Raw genomic sequence first — 15,403 nt, forward strand, 5'->3', positions numbered from 1 at the left:
ATGCCGACTTTCGGGGCGTTTACGACGGATAGGCTGACGAGTCGGACGACTCATGGGGAGAGTCCGGCCGGTGCCCCCTCACGGGGACGCCGTGGCCCTTCCGCGACGACGAGAGGCGACGATGCGATCTCCTAGGCGCACGTCGACTCAAGGCTCATAGGGAAAAGGAGCTCACTTGAGCTGCGTCACAGTACAGGACCCCCAGCTGGTGCGATTGGCAGATGCCATCGCCCAGCGGGTGGGACAGCAACGTTTTCATGTGTGGTTTGACAACTCAACCCGGCTGGACCTTCGACAGGATGGCCTGGAGATTGCCGTTCCGAATGATTTCATCAGCGAGTGGATCAACAAGAACTTCGCCGCACCGATCCAGGAAGCAGCTCATGAAGTTCTCGGTACCCAGTTGACCCTTCGGTTCAGCGTGGTGCCCGAACTCTTCGAAGTCGGCGACGGCGACGACGGCGCATCCAGCGCCGGCAACGGTACGCCGGACGCGCAGATGCTTCAGCAGGCATCGGGCGTACTGAAGCAGGGCCGGCGGTCGTTCGATGTGGCGGCTCCGATTCCCGTCGGACAAAAGACAGCCGGTGTTGCCCGCTTACGACGAGATATTGCAGCGGTGCTACCCGTCAACGGCCAATCGCGGTCGGCCGGCGGACACCCGGTGCCGCGGCCGCAACCGGCGGCGAGCGGGAACAATGGCAACGGTCGTAATGGCACCGGTGCGGCATCCACTACCGGTGGGCCTTCACCGATGCCCGGTTCCGGCCCCCGCCTGCGGCACGAATTGACCAACTATGTGGTCGGCGTAAGCAATCAGCTCGCGTTCAATGCCGCCAGTCATGTGGCTGAGTTCCCCGGCACGCAATACAACCCGCTGTTCATTCACGGGGCCTGCGGTCTGGGCAAGACTCACCTGTTGCAGGGACTTTGCCGCAAGTTCATCGAGTGTCACCCGACCAAGCGGTGGGCCTACCTGACCGGCGAAGAGTTCACCAACGACTACATCACCTCGCTGCGGGCCAACAAGATTGACGGCTTCCGCAGGAGAATGCGCGACTTGGACTTGCTCGTCATCGACGACGTGCATTTCCTGTCGGGCAAGACGCAGACGCAGGTGGAGTTCCTGCACACCTTCAACGCGATCGAAGCCAGCGGCCGGCAGGTGGTGCTCGCGAGCGACGAACACCCGAAGATGATCGCGGAGTTCGGCGAGTCACTGATCAACCGCTTCGTCAGCGGGATGGTCGTGCGCGTCGATCCGCCGAACTATCAGATGCGGTGTGACATCCTGCGCAGCCTGTCGCTGCGGTCGGGCGTGCCGCTGAGTGAAGAGGTGATCGGCTGGGTGGCCCGCCGGGTGACGCAAAACGTGCGCGAGCTGGAAGGTTCGATCACGCGCATCATGGCGCACGTCAACCTGACGGGCTGCGCCGCCGACGTCGCCACGGCCCAGGCCGCGCTCGGCGACATCGACCGCCAGCACGCACATCCGGTGAAGCCGGAGAACGTGCTGAGCAGCGTGTGCGAGTATTTCGGCCTGGAGCACAAGGACCTGATGTCCGGACGACGTCAGCGGACGATCAGTCTTGCCCGCAGCGTGGCGATGTTCCTGGTCCGCAAGACCGCCAAGCTCAGCTTCCCCGAGATCGGCACCCGGATGGGCAAGCGAAATCACAGCACCGTGATCAGCGCCTGCCGGAGAATTGAACGCGCCGTCGAACGCAATGAACGCCTGGCCTGGACCAGCAGCGTCGGCGAACGGGAGGAAGAGGCGATGGAACTGGTGCAACGGCTGGAGGAGCACGCGCGGGCGATTGGGTGATAGTGTATTTGGGAAATGTGCGTCCGGGTGCCATGGGCTGCGGTACTCCGCTGCCCGTGGCCGAGGGCCGTATTGTGCTCGAAGGCCAATCAGATGAACGGGGGCCGATCCACTATCGGTAACACGATGTCATCGGCCCCCTCATATGCTCGAGCACTGGACCAAGGCCAATCGATTGAATTCCTCACGAGCCCGCGTCGAACAGGGTTGTCGTGGATGTACCGAACCGCTGACCAAATCGCATCCAGTTTGAAGATATTGCGATCGTACCCACCGCCCTGCTGCCAGAAGCGATACTCGATTCGTCCGTTCGGTCGGCAGACCTTCAATTTCTCAAGCCAATTGGAATTGCTCTCGCGTAACCATCCCACTGCTTGACGGGCGACGGGAAGTTTGATCGCCGTAAGGATTGCAGCCATCTCGTAGACTTCCCGCCGTGGTAGCAGCAGGACATGCACATGCTCCGGCATCACGACATACGCCCAGAGCTCGAAGTCTAGTTTTTGTCTTGCCCGATCGAGTGATTCGACAAACCATTGTCGGCATCGATCGGAGTTCAGGATGGGCAGTCGCTGATTGCATGAAAACGTCAGCTCATGAGCATGCCCCGGAGTATTGAATGCCTTCCGAGTTTTCGTGGCACGTTTGTCAGGCTGGTCCATCCTGGCCCCGCGGTCACGCCCGCCACGGGCAGCGGAGTACCGCAGCCCATGGCACCCGAAAATCTGACAAGCTTCACGTCTATGCCACTTCCGCAAGTTCGTCCGGAACCGGCTCGTGCTTCTGCCCCACTTCGCGGTCCCGCTGCTCCCGCCATTCCAGGAAGTCATTCAACGCCTTATCGAACTCCGCGGCTGAATTGATCAGCCGGACCCTCTCCTTCAGAATCGCACAAGGGTGCATGTTCTTGGCGTACCAACTCACCCGTTTGCGAAGTTCCATCACCGCCCCGCGTTCGTTGCGGTACTTGCACAGGTTGTAAAAGTGCCGGCGCATCGCGTCGACCTTTTCCTGGATCGTCGGGGGTGGCGGGATGACGCCAGTCGTCAGGTAGCTGGCGATATCCCGGAAGATCCACGGAGCCGACAGTGCCCCCCGCCCGATCATGATGCCGGCGCACTTGGTGTACTTGAACATGTGCTCGGCTTCCTGCGGCGTGCGGATGTCGCCGTTGCCGATCACCGGGATGTGTTTTACCGCCGCGACCACTTCGGCGATGCCGTCGAGGCGGGCCTGGCCGCTGAAACGCATTTCGGTCGTGCGGCCGTGGATCGTCACCAGCGACACGCCGGCGTCTTCAAGCTGCCGAGCCATCGACGGCGCGACGATGCAGGTATCGTCCCAGCCGAGCCTCAGCTTGCAGGTCAGCGGGCATCGGCGAAGGGATGCCTTGATCTTTTCCACCATCCGCAAGGTATTGTCGGGATTGCAGAGCAGCTTCGAGCCGCCGTCCTTCTTGGTCACCTTATCGACCGGGCAGCCCATGTTGATGTCGATGATGTCGGCACCGTTGTCTTCGGCCCAGCGGGCGGCTTCGCACATTCGGTCGGTCGCCGAACCGTAAAGCTGCATCGCGAGGGGCTTGTCCTCGTCGCAGGTGGCAGTGAGGACCAGCGTATTGGCCGTTTGGCGGAGAATGCCTTCGGGGCTCAGCAGATCGGTACACGCCAGGCCGACATGGCCAAACGACCGCGCTATGAGCCGGTACGACACGTCGCAGTAACCGGCGATCGGGGCGAGAAACAGGTTGTTGGCCAGTTGGACGTGGCCGATCTTCAGGGGCGACAGCATTGGGCCATGATTCTACCGCGAATTCTGCGCTCTGCACGATGCGTCCGCCAAGAGAGCGTCAGTGTCACTGACGCCTGCTCGAAGACGCGTCATTCGACGGCCCGCCGAGTCAACGCATCGGCTCGCCGCCGGGTACAATCCCTGCCCCATGTACGAGTACCATTGAGTCCCTCAGGTACTCGGCGGAATCAGGAGAAGTAATGACGTCTATCCGTTCTCTGGTGTCGGCGCTGGCCGTTGCGGCGTTCATCGCGGTGTGGTCGGTGACGTCGCCGAGTGCGATGTCGGCCGACGCCGCGGCCACCCAATCCCCCAACCTCAAGTTCTACTACCCCCTGCCGCCGGTTACCGATCCCAAGCCGATCGACGTCGACGTCTGCGTCTACGGCGGGACCAGTGGCGGCGTGACGGCGGCCATCCAGGCCTCGCGCATGGGCAAGAAAGCCGTGGTGGTCGAGTTCGGTATCCATGTCGGCGGCCTGACGACGGGCGGCCTGAGCGCGACCGACGGCGGATCGGCCGCAGGCGGCCTGGCGCGAGAATTTTATGGCCGCGTCGGCAGCCTCGCCGGGTTCCGCCCCGCCAAGGCCGAGCAGGTCATGCTCGACATGCTCAAGGAAGCCAACGTGCCGGTCCTGTTCGAGCACCGCCTCGTCTCGGTCACCAAAGACGGCAAAGACATCACCTCAATCAAGTGCGAGAACGGCGTTGTCATCAACGCGAAGATGTTCATCGACGCGACGTACGAAGGCGACCTCTTCGCCGCCGCAGGATGCTCGTTCCATGTCGGCCGCGAGGCCAACCACGTCTACAACGAAACGATCAACGGTGTGCAGCCGGGCAAGAAGACCCACCAGTTCGTGAAAGACGTCGACCCCTACGTCGTCCCCGGCGACCCCAAGTCGGGACTTCTCTGGGGTATCTCCCCCACCGGCCCGGGCGAGAAAGGCGCGGGCGACAATCTCATCCAGGCCTACAACTTCCGCATGCAGTTCGAAAAAGGCGGCCTGCCGTTCGTCAAACCCAATGGCTACGACGCCAAACGATACGAACTGCTCCTCCGCTACATCCAGGCGGGTGGCGGCCCGGGCGTCTATCCTCATCCCGGCGACAACAACAACAACGGCGCGTTCTCCACCGATCACATCGGGTTGAACTACGAATGGCCCGACGGCGACGGCAACTTCAGGGCCAACCGTAACGAGGAGGCCTATTTCAAGAAGCTGTACGAAACCCGCGAGAAGATCTACCAGGACCACATCAACTACCAGATGGGACTGGTCTGGTTCCTCTGCAACGACGAGCGCGTGCCCAGAGAAATTCGCGACAAGATCGGCGAATGGGGCATGGCCCGCCATAGCTTCGAGGCGACCGGCGGCTGGCCGCACCAGCTCTACATCCGGGAAGGCCGCCGGCTTCTTGGCGAGCTCGTCATGACCGAGCACCACTGCCGTGGGGCACAGGTCGTCGACGATTCCGTGGGACTGGCGCAGTACACCATGGATTCGCACAACACCCAGCGGTATGTCGTGATCGACCCGAAAACCAACAAAGCGGTCGTGCGAAACGAAGGCGACGTGCAGGTGGGCATTCCCGGCCCCTATCCGGTGGCGTACCGAGCGATCGTCCCGAAGGCCGATGAGATCGCCAACCTGCTCGTCCCGGTATGCCTCAGCAGTTCGCATATCGCCTACGGCAGTATCCGCATGGAGCCGGTCTTCATGGTCCTGGGCCAGAGCGCTGCGACCGCGGCGTGCATGGCGATCGACGACAAGTCATCGGTGCAACAGGTGCCCTACGAGAAGCTCAAGGAACGACTGCTCGCCGACAAGCAGATGCTGGTCTGGACCGGCCCCAAGCGCACGACGCCGGCGGTCGGATCGGTCGCCGTGGACAAGCTTCCGGGACTGGTCATGGACGACGCCGCGGCAACCTTCGTCGGTGATTGGGGAACCGGTCATGGGCCCGGCTTCGTCGGGGACGGCTACCGACACGACAGTGACGTGGACAAAGGCACAAAGACCGCGACTTTTGCGATCCCCGTCAAGACCGCCGGCAAGTACGAGGTCCGCATCTCGTACGCCGCCAACAACAACCGCGCGACCAATGCCCCGGTCAAGATCAGCGGATTTGCCGGCGGTGAAAGCAAGATGATCAAGGTAGACCAGAAGAAGTTGCCGCCGATCGACAAGCTGTTCCTGTCGCTGGGAAGTTATGAGTTCGCGGCAGGATCAACGGCGACGATCGTCATCAGCACCGAAGGAACGAACGGACACGTGATTGCCGACGCGGTGCAGTTGTTACCCCAGTAGGGGCATACGGCAGTATGCCCGCCAGCCCCGTCATGCTTTAATACGCGAACTACCAGCACGTAGTCGGGTACACGGCCGTGTGCCCCTACGATTGCCTCAACGAGGGATCCTCATGCTTCGCAAGTTGGTCATGTCGATGATTCTTATGTCACCGTTGGCGGTTCTCGCCGCCGACAAACCTGCCGATTCCGCTCCCGCCAGGGAGAAAGACGGCCTTCCGCTCGTCTTCCATGAAGACTTCTCAGAAGGTGAAAAGGCGATCGAGAAGTTCGACATCATCGACCCCACCGACTGGAAGATGTCGAAGAACGCCGCCGACAAGTGGGTGTTGAACCTCTTCAAGAGGCCGACCGATGCCAGCTCGGGCAAGCTGCCGGTCCGCAGCCCGTTCGGCCGGGCGATGGTGAAGGATCTGTATGTCGGCGAGTTCGTTATGGAAGTGAAGATGACGAGCACGATCCCCGCGTACGGGCATCAGGACCTGTGCCTGCATTTCGGCGAAGTGGACCCGACGCACCTGTACTACGTGCATTTCGGCCGCAAGCCCGACCCCAATGCCGGCAACATCTTCATCGTCGACGGCACGCCGCGCAAGAACCTGCTTCCGCCGCACGACAAGGGGATTGAGTGGACCGAAAAGGAGCATGTCGCCAGGGTCGTCCGCAAGCCCGACGGCCTGATCCAGATCTACTTCGACGGCAAGCTCTGGCTGGAAGTGAAGAACGACAAGTTCCCCGTCGGCCGGGTTGGCGTGGGTTCGTTCGACGATACCGGCGAGTTCAGCGAGATCACCGTCTGGGGCAAGAAGGCAGAGAAGCCCGCCCCGCTGCCACAACCGCAGCCGCAGCCGACGGCCAAACCCGCCCCCGCCACCAAGGCCCCGAGCAAGACGGAAGCCAAGCCGGCGAAGTAAAGCTTGCATTTGTCACATGGGGCGTCCGTGACACGGCTTTCCAAGCCGAGCGAACTGCGCCCGAGCGTCGGACGGTATTGATCCTCTGTGACCCCCTCACTTCGTCAGAATGAAGTCGAAGGATCTGAGGATTTACGATTGTTGTACGCGGGGCGCACCTCGCACGGCTTAGAAAGCCGTGTCACGGACGCCCGGCAGAAAGCCCGATGATCATGCTGCGATATCGAGGGTTGGCGTTGTGTGTGGTTTCGCTGGTCACCGGTGCGTCGGTGGTCGCGCAGGTGAACAAGCCGGCCGATCCAAAGTCGGCGGACGCAAAGCCATCCGCCGCCAAGCCCAGGAAGCCTGCCACAAAGCCGGCCGAGAACAAGCCCGACGAGTGGCTCGCGCAGATGGACTACGGCCCGTTCCTGATGACGTCCGTCGCCCGCAGCGGCAAGGCGTACAAGAGCGAAGGCTTCCAGGCCGACAACGGCCCGAAGTTTCCGGTCGACACCATCCCCGACATGGTCGCGACGAAGGGGATCGTCATCCCCCTCGGCCCCAAGGACGCTAAAGGCAAACCGGCCGCGACCGTGGTCTTCGATACCGAGCGCCTGACGATGGCAGCCGGCTGGATCGGCGGCTGGTTGGATGTGACCGGGTCGATGTTGACGAACCACAAGGGGACAAGCCTGGTGGCGATGGAGGGGAAGGAAGCGTTTCGCTTGTCTGCTGCTGATCCGGCCGTCGGAGGGATCGCCCCCGGATCCGCAAATACGCGGTTCATCGGCGTCTATCGGGGCGACAAAGCGGTCGTGCTCTCTTACGAATTGAAGGGCGTCGCCGTCCTGGAGACCTCCGCCTTCGACGCCGAGACACAAACTTTTTCGCGTCAGTTCCAGTTTGGCGAATCGGCGGGTCCGGTCTCAGTCCCCCTCGTCGATGCCGTGAACGAGGTGAAGATCATTAACGGGCAAGTGGCCACCCTTGGTGCGGGCGACCAAAAGCTTCGCGTCGCACTGACGAATCGTAGCTCCCCTGGCGAACTGTCGGTTGCAGGTCAGCGGCTGGTTCTATCCTTCCCCGAAGGCAAAGGTGGCAAGGTAGAGGTGACTCTCACTGTGCAGGGAGCGAACGCGCCTGCTTCACTGCCGGCAGTGAAGCCCTCTGACTTCCCGTCACTCGTCGCGGCCGGACCGACGCGATGGAAACCCATCACCACCGCCGGCAAACTCGGCGACGCACCCGGCACCGCGCCGAAGAAAGGTGCCGACCCCGCCTTCGTCGTCGACGACCTCACCCTGCCGTTTAAGAACGACTACAACGCCTGGTTCCGCCTCGGCGGGCACGATTTCTTCTCCGACGGACGCGCCGCCGTTTGCACGATCAACGGCGACGTCTGGATCGTCTCCGGCATTGACGCCAAGCTCGAGAAACTGACCTGGACGCGGTTCGCGACCGGCCTCTATATGCCGCTGGGCCTGCGCGTCATCGACGACAAGGTTTACGTCTGCGGCCGCGATCAGATCACGCGGCTCCACGACACCAACAACGACGGCGAGGCCGATTACTACGAGAACTTCAGCTCGGCAGGCGAAACCCACCCTTCCTACCACGGCCTGGTCTTTGACTTGCAAACAGACGTCGCCGGCAACTTCTACTATGCCCGCGGCGGCATCGGTATGAAGCCTGAGCTCGACGGCCATGGGCAGTTGATTGCGCTGACCAAGGACGGCAAGACTGCCAAACCCATCGCATCGGGCCTGCGTGCCCCGAATGGGCTGGGCGTCGTCCGCGGCAAGTGGGTGACCGTCGGCGACAACCAGGGCAACTGGATTCCGACGTCGCGCGTCAGCCTGATCGATCCGGCCGTGACCGTGGGTGCCAATCCTTTCCTGGGCTTCCTGCCGCACCACCATCAGAAGACGATGCCCAGTGAGGCCGCCCCGCCGATCGTCTGGATTCCGCACGCGCTGGACAACTCCAGCGGCGGGCAGTGCGACATCCCTGCCGGGGCGTGGGGCGAATACGCCGGCCAGTGGATTCACACCAGCTTCGGCGCAGCGTGCGCCATGCTGCTGCTCCCTGATGCCGCGACGCCGGACGGCCAGATGCCGAAGCAGGCCGCGGTCGCGCGGATTCCGCTCGACTTCGCCACCGGCATTATGCGGCCGCGGTTCAATCCGAAAGACGGACAACTCTACGTCAGCGGTGTGGGCGGCGGATGGCAGACCAAGGGCACCGCTGACGGCGGTCTGTACCGCATTCGCCACACGGGCAAACCCGGTCACCTGCCGACGAAGTTCGCGGTCGTATCCGGCGGCGTGCAGCTCAGCTTCGCCGTCGCCCTCGATAAGAAAGACGCCGCCGACCCCGGCAACTACGCCGTCGAGCAGTGGAACTATAAGTGGACCGAGAAGTACGGCTCCCCCGACTTCAGCGCGATCAACCCCGAGAAGGCCGGCAACGACGAAGTCGCAGTGAAGTCGGTCATCGTGTCGGAAGACGGGAAGACCGTCACGTTGAAGCTCGACAAGCTGATGCCCGTCAATCAGATGTTGATCGAATGCAAACTGATCACCGCTGACGACAAAGATCTGGACGTGAAGGTCTACGCGACGATTAACTCGGTCCCCTAACTGGATCGACAACCACGGCGCCGTAATCATGAATGGAACGGACAGCCCGAGGCCGTTCTCAAGAATGAGCGCTTCGGGCTGTCTTACGTTCGTAGGCGCCAAATCACGCAGCTCAACTCGTCAGCGTGGTCCTTCGGATGGCATCGGCGAGCGACTGGCCGTCGATCGGCTTGACCAGATGCTCGCGGAAGCCGGCCTGGTGGCTGCGGTCCACGTCCTCGTCCGTGCCGAACCCGCTCAGCGCGATTCCTCGAACGACCGGCTTGAGCACGCGCAGTTGCCGCATCAAGGTCAGCCCGTCGCCGTCCGGAAGCTGAATGTCGCTGATCATCAGGTCGAGTTGATCGCCTCGAATGTGTTCAAGCGCCGCTGCCAACGTGTCCGCGGTCGCGGTGGTGTGACCTGCCATGGACAATACGGATTGCAGCGCGGCGCGTGTCGGAGGATCGTCTTCGACAAGCAGAATCTTCAGCGGTTTCTGCGGCTCGACCTCCAACGGGTCTGGTTGCTATTCCCGCAACGGTACCGGCGGGAGCGGCAGTTCGACTGTAACGTTGGTACCGCGGTTCTCGCCAAGACTGGATACGCGAACGCTGCCGTCGTGGACTTCTGCGATGGCCTTGACGATCGTGAGACCCAGGCCCAGTCCACCAAACTGGGGCGAATTTACTCGCCGCCCCTGCTCGAAGGGTACGAACAGTCGCGGCAGGATTTCGGGATGAATGCCGATCCCGGTGTCCATGGCCTCCAGGAAAAGCCTGCCCTCGGGAGAAATCGAATCCGAAGTGCGGATCAATACGCTTCCCTTTGCCGGGGTGAACTTGATCGCGTTGCTGAGCAGGTTGGAAACCAGTTGCTGCATGCGGGCTGGATCGGCATTCAACTGGTGCGACGCCGCCCAGAGTTCGACGGTCAACGTGATTTTCTTTTCGGCTGCCAGCGGTTTCTGCGATTCGACCACCTTCTCGATGACCTCGGCCAGATCGGTTGCCCGGCGCGACACGAAAAACTTTCCACGCTGAATCCGTGTCACATCGAGCAGGTCGTCGATCAGACGGCTTTCGAGCTCGACCTGCTGGCGGATGACGCGCACCTCTCGACGATGCTCTTCGTTCAGGGTCCTGTCGCGTTCCATCGAAGAGGCATAAAGCAGGACCGGCGTGAGAGGGGTGCGGAGCTCATGGCTCAGCATCGCCAGGAACTGGTCCTTGGTTCGGTTCGCCTGCTCGGCGACGCGCCGCGCCTCCTGGGCCGCCTGTTCGGCGAGCTTTCGCGCGGTGATGTCAGTGACGATGCCTTCGATAGCGACCGGTTTGCCGTTGTCGTCGTAGACGCCGTGGGCCTGATCCCAAACCCACTTCTCGCGTCCCTGACGCGTCGTGATCCGATACTCCAGATGAATGGCCGTTCGATCCGTCAGGGCCTTAAGAATGGCTTGACGGTTCGGGGGCAGATCCTCCGGATGGACGAGCATGTCCCATTTCACGGCGGCCCGGGTGGTGAAGTCTTCCGGCGTGTAGCCCGTGAGCGTGGCCGCGAAATCAGAAAGCAGTTCGAAGGACCAGATTTCGTCGTCGATGCCACACCGGTACACCATGCCCGAAAGGTTGGAAACCAGCGACGCGTAGGCGCGTCCGCGCTCGTTCAGCACGTTGATCATCCGGTAGCGCTCCAGCGCGATCCCCGCAAGATGCGCCGCGGACTCGATCAGCCTTAAGTCCGATCGTGTCGGGGCGCGTGGCTGGCCGTAGTACATCGCGAACGTGCCGAGGATCTGTCCTCTGGCCCCGAGAATGGGCTGCGACCAGCAGGATTGAAGTCCGAAGCGGTTGGCCAATGACAGGAATGGCACCCAAAGCGGGTCCGTTCGAACATTGCTGACCACGACCCTTTCGCGACGGAACACTGCGGTCCCGCAGGAACCGGCGACCGGCCCCACCTGGATTCCATCGACCATCTGGTTGTATTGGGGAGGCAGACCCGGGCCGGCCGCCACCCGAAGGGTCTTGCCGTCAGGCTCCAGCACCAGCACCGAACCGATCATGCCGGGGGAGTTCGATTCGATCGCCCGGACGAGTTCGTTCAATGCCAACGACGGAGGCTCGCCGGCGACGATGCGCTCCAGCACGGTGTTCTGCGTTTTGCGGTCGCGCAGCGCCGACTGAAACTCCTCGAAAAGCACAGCGAGCACCAGCGTCGAAATTGCCACAATGGAAAAGTACGTCTCGGCCCATTCGGCTTGATCCAGAATGGCCGACTCGTCGGAGCCCGGCAGTTGTCCCCCTGTCGAGAGCTGCCAGGTGCCGACGGTTCCGACAATCGCGATCGAGATCGCGGATCCGAGAACGCCGGTCCGGAACCCGGACAGCAGGAGGATCGGCATGGACGCATAGACAGCGACGCGCGCCGCAATACCGGGCATAAACTGTGCCTGGAACAACGTCCAGGAGATGACGGCCAGCAGCGAGAGGATGCAGACGGCTTCGATTCGTCGACGAACGCTGAATTGCCGAACACGCCGCACGGTTGCCGCGAGCATCAGCGGCGCAAGAATCACGATCCCCATCAAGGTGGAACTCGCCCAGATCCGCCACTCCATCAGCACATCATGGTGATGGCCCATGTACGCGAGTACGCCCATGCCGGCCGTGGCCGCAACGATTGTGACGGCGGAACCAACTGCACCCAGCGCGAGCAATTCCCCACGCGTGGAAAGTGGCTCGTCCTGATTGAGGAGCGGGCGGAGAAAGACCGCTCCGATAGTCGGCACACCGATATCAATCAGCATGAACATCAGGACGACATCGATCCGTCGTCCCGTCATCGCATTGGCCAGGATGCTGGCGGCCACCATCGCCGCGACGTACCAGAACCAGGCTCGTCGTTCGATGCGGCAAAGAAGTGCCAGCACAAACGCGGTCGGCGGCCAGACAAAGCTGATGTCGTCCGGCCCGACTCGAAAGTGAAGGGAAAGCGCCGTCAGAAAGTAATAAGCAATACCCGCGCCCGCCGCGCCTAAGGCAAGCCGTACCCTTGTCCCGTCAATGCCCATGCGAGCAGGATACCACAAAGAGCAGCGGTGGCTCCGGGCCTCCAACGACGTAATGCCTGGCAAGGGACTTCCCTACTGCCGACCGTCGCCAGCACCATTCTAGGGGTTATTAGAGCGTTCCCTTGGTGTAGTGGAATCGAACCCCCGCCGCTTCGGCGGCCACAAGGAGAACCTCAATTGCCTTCAAATCTCGAAGGATCGGGTTGGGTTGCTTGTAGTCGTTCAGATTCGCGGACACGAAGGCATGGATCGCACGAACCGAGACCAGCGCCTCGGTGGGGCTGAACCAGCGTTCGGGGGAAGACGCATCTTGCTGGGGTCGAAGCCGTCGGCTTCCATTTGCGCCGCAAGCACCGCGGGGTTTTCCGATAGCATCGATGTGAGCGGTTCTACCTTGCACCGGCGTGCGGTGAAGTCGAGTTTGTCCGCCTCGCGTACGAGGGCCTTGCCGGTCGCGCCTTTTGAATAGGCCGCCAGAGCCGGAATCTCTTTGTCTAACGTGACGAGAAGGGCCTGAGCCATGGGTGGATGTTCCGCGAAGTCGAGTCCGGGCAGGCGTAAAGAAGGCCGCCCGGGGTGGGTGTTGCAACAGTGACGGCAGGTGAGGGTTGTCGTGTTTGCAGTGCTTCTTAGACCAGCGCCAGTTCACGCTCGCGGACGGCGGTGCGAAGTTGCGCCATCGCATAGACGGCCGCCTCTCGTTCGCAGGAGCCGATGACCGTGCCATGTTTTTCGTCTGCAACGTGCTGGTCGTCGAGCGGCTCACCGATCGGTGCCCAGGTGGCGCGGTAACACGAAAACATGAGGTTGTGCTTGATGCGCAACTCCAAGCCGGCGCGGGCGAAGCACTGCTGAACTGCCATCACGCTGGGATAGCGGCGGCCGTCAGGAAGGGTGTCCAGATCCATCGAGGAGTCGGGGGACCAACCGGTATCGACCAGTCGGTCGACCGCGTAAGTGAGGTTCATAGTCGTCTCCGTCCGTCGCCACAGGCCCCGCATTGGTAGCCTGTTCTTCAATATTCTGACGCCGGTGGCAATGCCTTACAACAATGTGTCGGCAGGGAAACCAGTTAATCTGAGCGGTTTCGGCAGACTTTCTGGAGGAACGCGATTCGTCCAAACGATCATCATGCCAGGCGGTCGGGCGCTTTTGGCCCCTGTCGCCCCCTTTTCAAGAAACGCGCCGGCTGCTACGATGCGGGACTTCCACGCGATCGGCGTTGCCGACTGCGCGGGCTGGCAGCTCTCGCGATGCGGGCGCTTGGTCAACGCATCAACGGGATGCAACATCGGCGGTAGAGTGCCGCCCGGGCGAGGCTGTAAGCCTTTCCGATATAAGAGGATACGAGGTTCCGACATGTCTGAAACCCAAACCGCCGAAGCCACCGAAACCGTCGATGCCGTCGAGCAGCCCTTCGAATATCCCGTTACCGTCGAAGACGCCGGCTCCGGATCCAAGAAGGTGTCTGTCGAAATCCCGCGCGATCGCATTGATACCGAAATCAAGAAGCAGTTCGGGGAACTCCGCAAGCAGGCCGCGCTGCCCGGCTTCCGTGTCGGTCGCGCCCCTCAGAAGCTGATCGAGAAGCGCTTCGCCACCGACGTCAAGAACGACGTCCGCCGTTCGCTCATCTCCGAAAGCTACGAGCAGGCGATCGAGAAGAACAAGCTCCAGGTGCTCGGCGAGCCCGAGTTCGAAGACATCGAGAAGGCCCAAATCCCCGATGACGGCGGCCCGCTGAAGTACAGCTTCAACGTCGAAGTTCAGCCCGACTTCATCCTCCCCGACATCGCCCAGATCACCGTTAAGAAGCCCAAGATCGACATCAAGGAAGAAAACATCGACCAGGCGATGACCAACCTGCGTGAACAGCAGGGCGCTCTGGTTCCGGTGGAAGACCGCGGCGTCGAAGAGAAGGACTACATGACGGCCGACGTGCACGTGAAGCTGGAAGGCAAGGTCGTCGCACATCAGCACGACGCCCAGCTCGTCGCGCGTCCCGGCCGCATCGGCGGCGTGCAGATCGACGACCTGGCCGACAAGGTCAAGGGCATGAAGGCCGGCGAAACCCGCAACTTCACCGTCAAGGCCCCCGAGAACCATCCCGACGAAACGGCCCGCGGCAAGGACCTCGAGGTCGAAGTCGCGGTCAAGGACATCAAGCGTCTGGAATTGGCCGCGATCACCGAATCGTTCCTGGCCGACCTGGGCTTCGAAAAGGAAGCCGAGCTGCGGGACGCCCTTCGCGAGCAGATGCAGGAGAAGATCGACTTCGACGTGCAGACCGCGATGCGTGAGCAGGTCGCCCGTTACCTGTACGAGAACGTCACGCTCGACCTGCCGCAGAAGATGTCCGAGCGGCAGGTGGACCGCGTGATCCAGCGCCGGGCGATGGACCTGATGATGCGTGGCGCGACCCGCGAGCAGCTCGAAGCGAACATCGAAGCCCTTCGCGCCGGCGCCGGCGACGAAGCCCAGCGTGAACTCAAGCTGTTCTTCATCCTCCAGAAGCTCGCCGCCGACCTCGGCGTCGATGTCGACGAGGAAGAGCTCAATGGCCGCATCGCCTACATGGCGATCCAGCGCGACCAGCGTCCCGAGACGCTCAAGAAGGAAATGGCCAACAATGGCCAGCTCGTGCAGATGTACATCCAGATGCGTGAGCAGAAGGCGCTCGACAAGGTCCTGGAGACGGTCAAGGTCGAAGTCGTCGAAGTGAAGCCCGAGGAAGAGAAGAAGGCCGAGTAACAGGCGTAGGGCCAGACGCCCGAGCCGGTTTCGACCTTCGAACGATGAATGTAAGCAAGGGCGATCCATATTGGGTCGCCCTTGTTGTACGAAATGGCTCCGTCAGTGACACGGGCTTCCAGCCCGTGCGAGAGGCGT

General features: G+C 62.0%; 11 protein-coding genes. 5 read left to right on the forward strand and 6 right to left on the reverse strand.

Annotated features, from left to right (window positions below):
• Positions 1-175: 175 nt before the first annotated feature.
• Positions 176-1,825 carry a chromosomal replication initiator protein DnaA gene (gene dnaA / locus IPV69_RS04040; RefSeq protein WP_206293633.1) on the forward strand — a complete coding sequence of 550 codons (1,650 nt, stop codon included), beginning with the start codon at positions 176-178 and terminating at the stop codon, positions 1,823-1,825.
• Between the two features lie 89 nt (positions 1,826-1,914).
• Here dnaA and IPV69_RS28065 read toward each other — a convergent pair whose 3' ends face one another.
• Both IPV69_RS28065 and dusB read right to left on the reverse strand, forming a co-directional pair.
• A complete protein-coding gene (locus IPV69_RS28065) occupies positions 1,915-2,655 on the reverse strand; it encodes an REP-associated tyrosine transposase (protein ID WP_449272138.1) in 741 nt (246 codons plus the stop codon).
• Positions 2,567-3,616, reverse strand: a complete 1,050-nt coding sequence (gene dusB / locus IPV69_RS04050) for a tRNA dihydrouridine synthase DusB (protein ID WP_206293635.1) — start codon at positions 3,614-3,616, stop codon at positions 2,567-2,569. The genes IPV69_RS28065 and dusB overlap by 89 nt, the downstream gene beginning before the upstream one ends.
• Positions 3,617-3,816: 200 nt before the next feature.
• On the opposite strand from dusB, the gene IPV69_RS04055 reads away from it, so the two are divergent.
• The 3 genes from IPV69_RS04055 (at position 3,817) to IPV69_RS04065 (ending at position 9,462) form a co-directional block, all read left to right on the forward strand.
• Positions 3,817-5,928 carry an FAD-dependent oxidoreductase gene (locus IPV69_RS04055; protein ID WP_206293636.1) on the forward strand — a complete coding sequence of 704 codons (2,112 nt, stop codon included), beginning with the start codon at positions 3,817-3,819 and terminating at the stop codon, positions 5,926-5,928.
• Between the two features lie 112 nt (positions 5,929-6,040).
• Entirely contained in the window at positions 6,041-6,841 is an 801-nt protein-coding gene (locus IPV69_RS04060) for a hypothetical protein (RefSeq protein ID WP_206293637.1), read from the forward strand.
• A gap of 212 nt (positions 6,842-7,053) precedes the next feature.
• A complete protein-coding gene (locus IPV69_RS04065) occupies positions 7,054-9,462 on the forward strand; it encodes a DUF6797 domain-containing protein (protein ID WP_206293638.1) in 2,409 nt (802 codons plus the stop codon).
• 112 nt (positions 9,463-9,574) lie between these two features.
• Here IPV69_RS04065 and IPV69_RS04070 read toward each other — a convergent pair whose 3' ends face one another.
• The 4 genes from IPV69_RS04070 to IPV69_RS04080 form a co-directional block, all read right to left on the reverse strand.
• Positions 9,575-9,958 carry a response regulator gene (locus tag IPV69_RS04070; protein WP_206293639.1) on the reverse strand — a complete coding sequence of 128 codons (384 nt, stop codon included), beginning with the start codon at positions 9,956-9,958 and terminating at the stop codon, positions 9,575-9,577.
• A 12-nt stretch (positions 9,959-9,970) separates the two neighbouring features.
• Positions 9,971-12,514 carry an ATP-binding protein gene (locus IPV69_RS04075; RefSeq protein WP_206293640.1) on the reverse strand — a complete coding sequence of 848 codons (2,544 nt, stop codon included), beginning with the start codon at positions 12,512-12,514 and terminating at the stop codon, positions 9,971-9,973.
• A gap of 109 nt (positions 12,515-12,623) precedes the next feature.
• Entirely contained in the window at positions 12,624-12,752 is a 129-nt protein-coding gene (locus IPV69_RS27465) for a hypothetical protein (RefSeq protein WP_261361986.1), read from the reverse strand.
• 391 nt (positions 12,753-13,143) lie between these two features.
• On the reverse strand, positions 13,144-13,482 hold the full coding sequence (locus IPV69_RS04080) for a hypothetical protein (protein WP_206293641.1): 339 nt from the start codon (positions 13,480-13,482) through the stop codon (positions 13,144-13,146).
• A gap of 391 nt (positions 13,483-13,873) precedes the next feature.
• Here IPV69_RS04080 and tig point away from each other — a divergent pair, with 391 nt between their 5' ends.
• Complete coding sequence (tig, locus tag IPV69_RS04085) at positions 13,874-15,265, forward strand: trigger factor (protein ID WP_206293642.1); 1,392 nt, start codon at positions 13,874-13,876, stop codon at positions 15,263-15,265.
• The last annotated feature ends 138 nt before the right edge of the window (positions 15,266-15,403 follow it).

This window comes from Humisphaera borealis (assembly GCF_015169395.1).
Lineage (GTDB): Bacteria > Planctomycetota > Phycisphaerae > Tepidisphaerales > Tepidisphaeraceae > Humisphaera > Humisphaera borealis.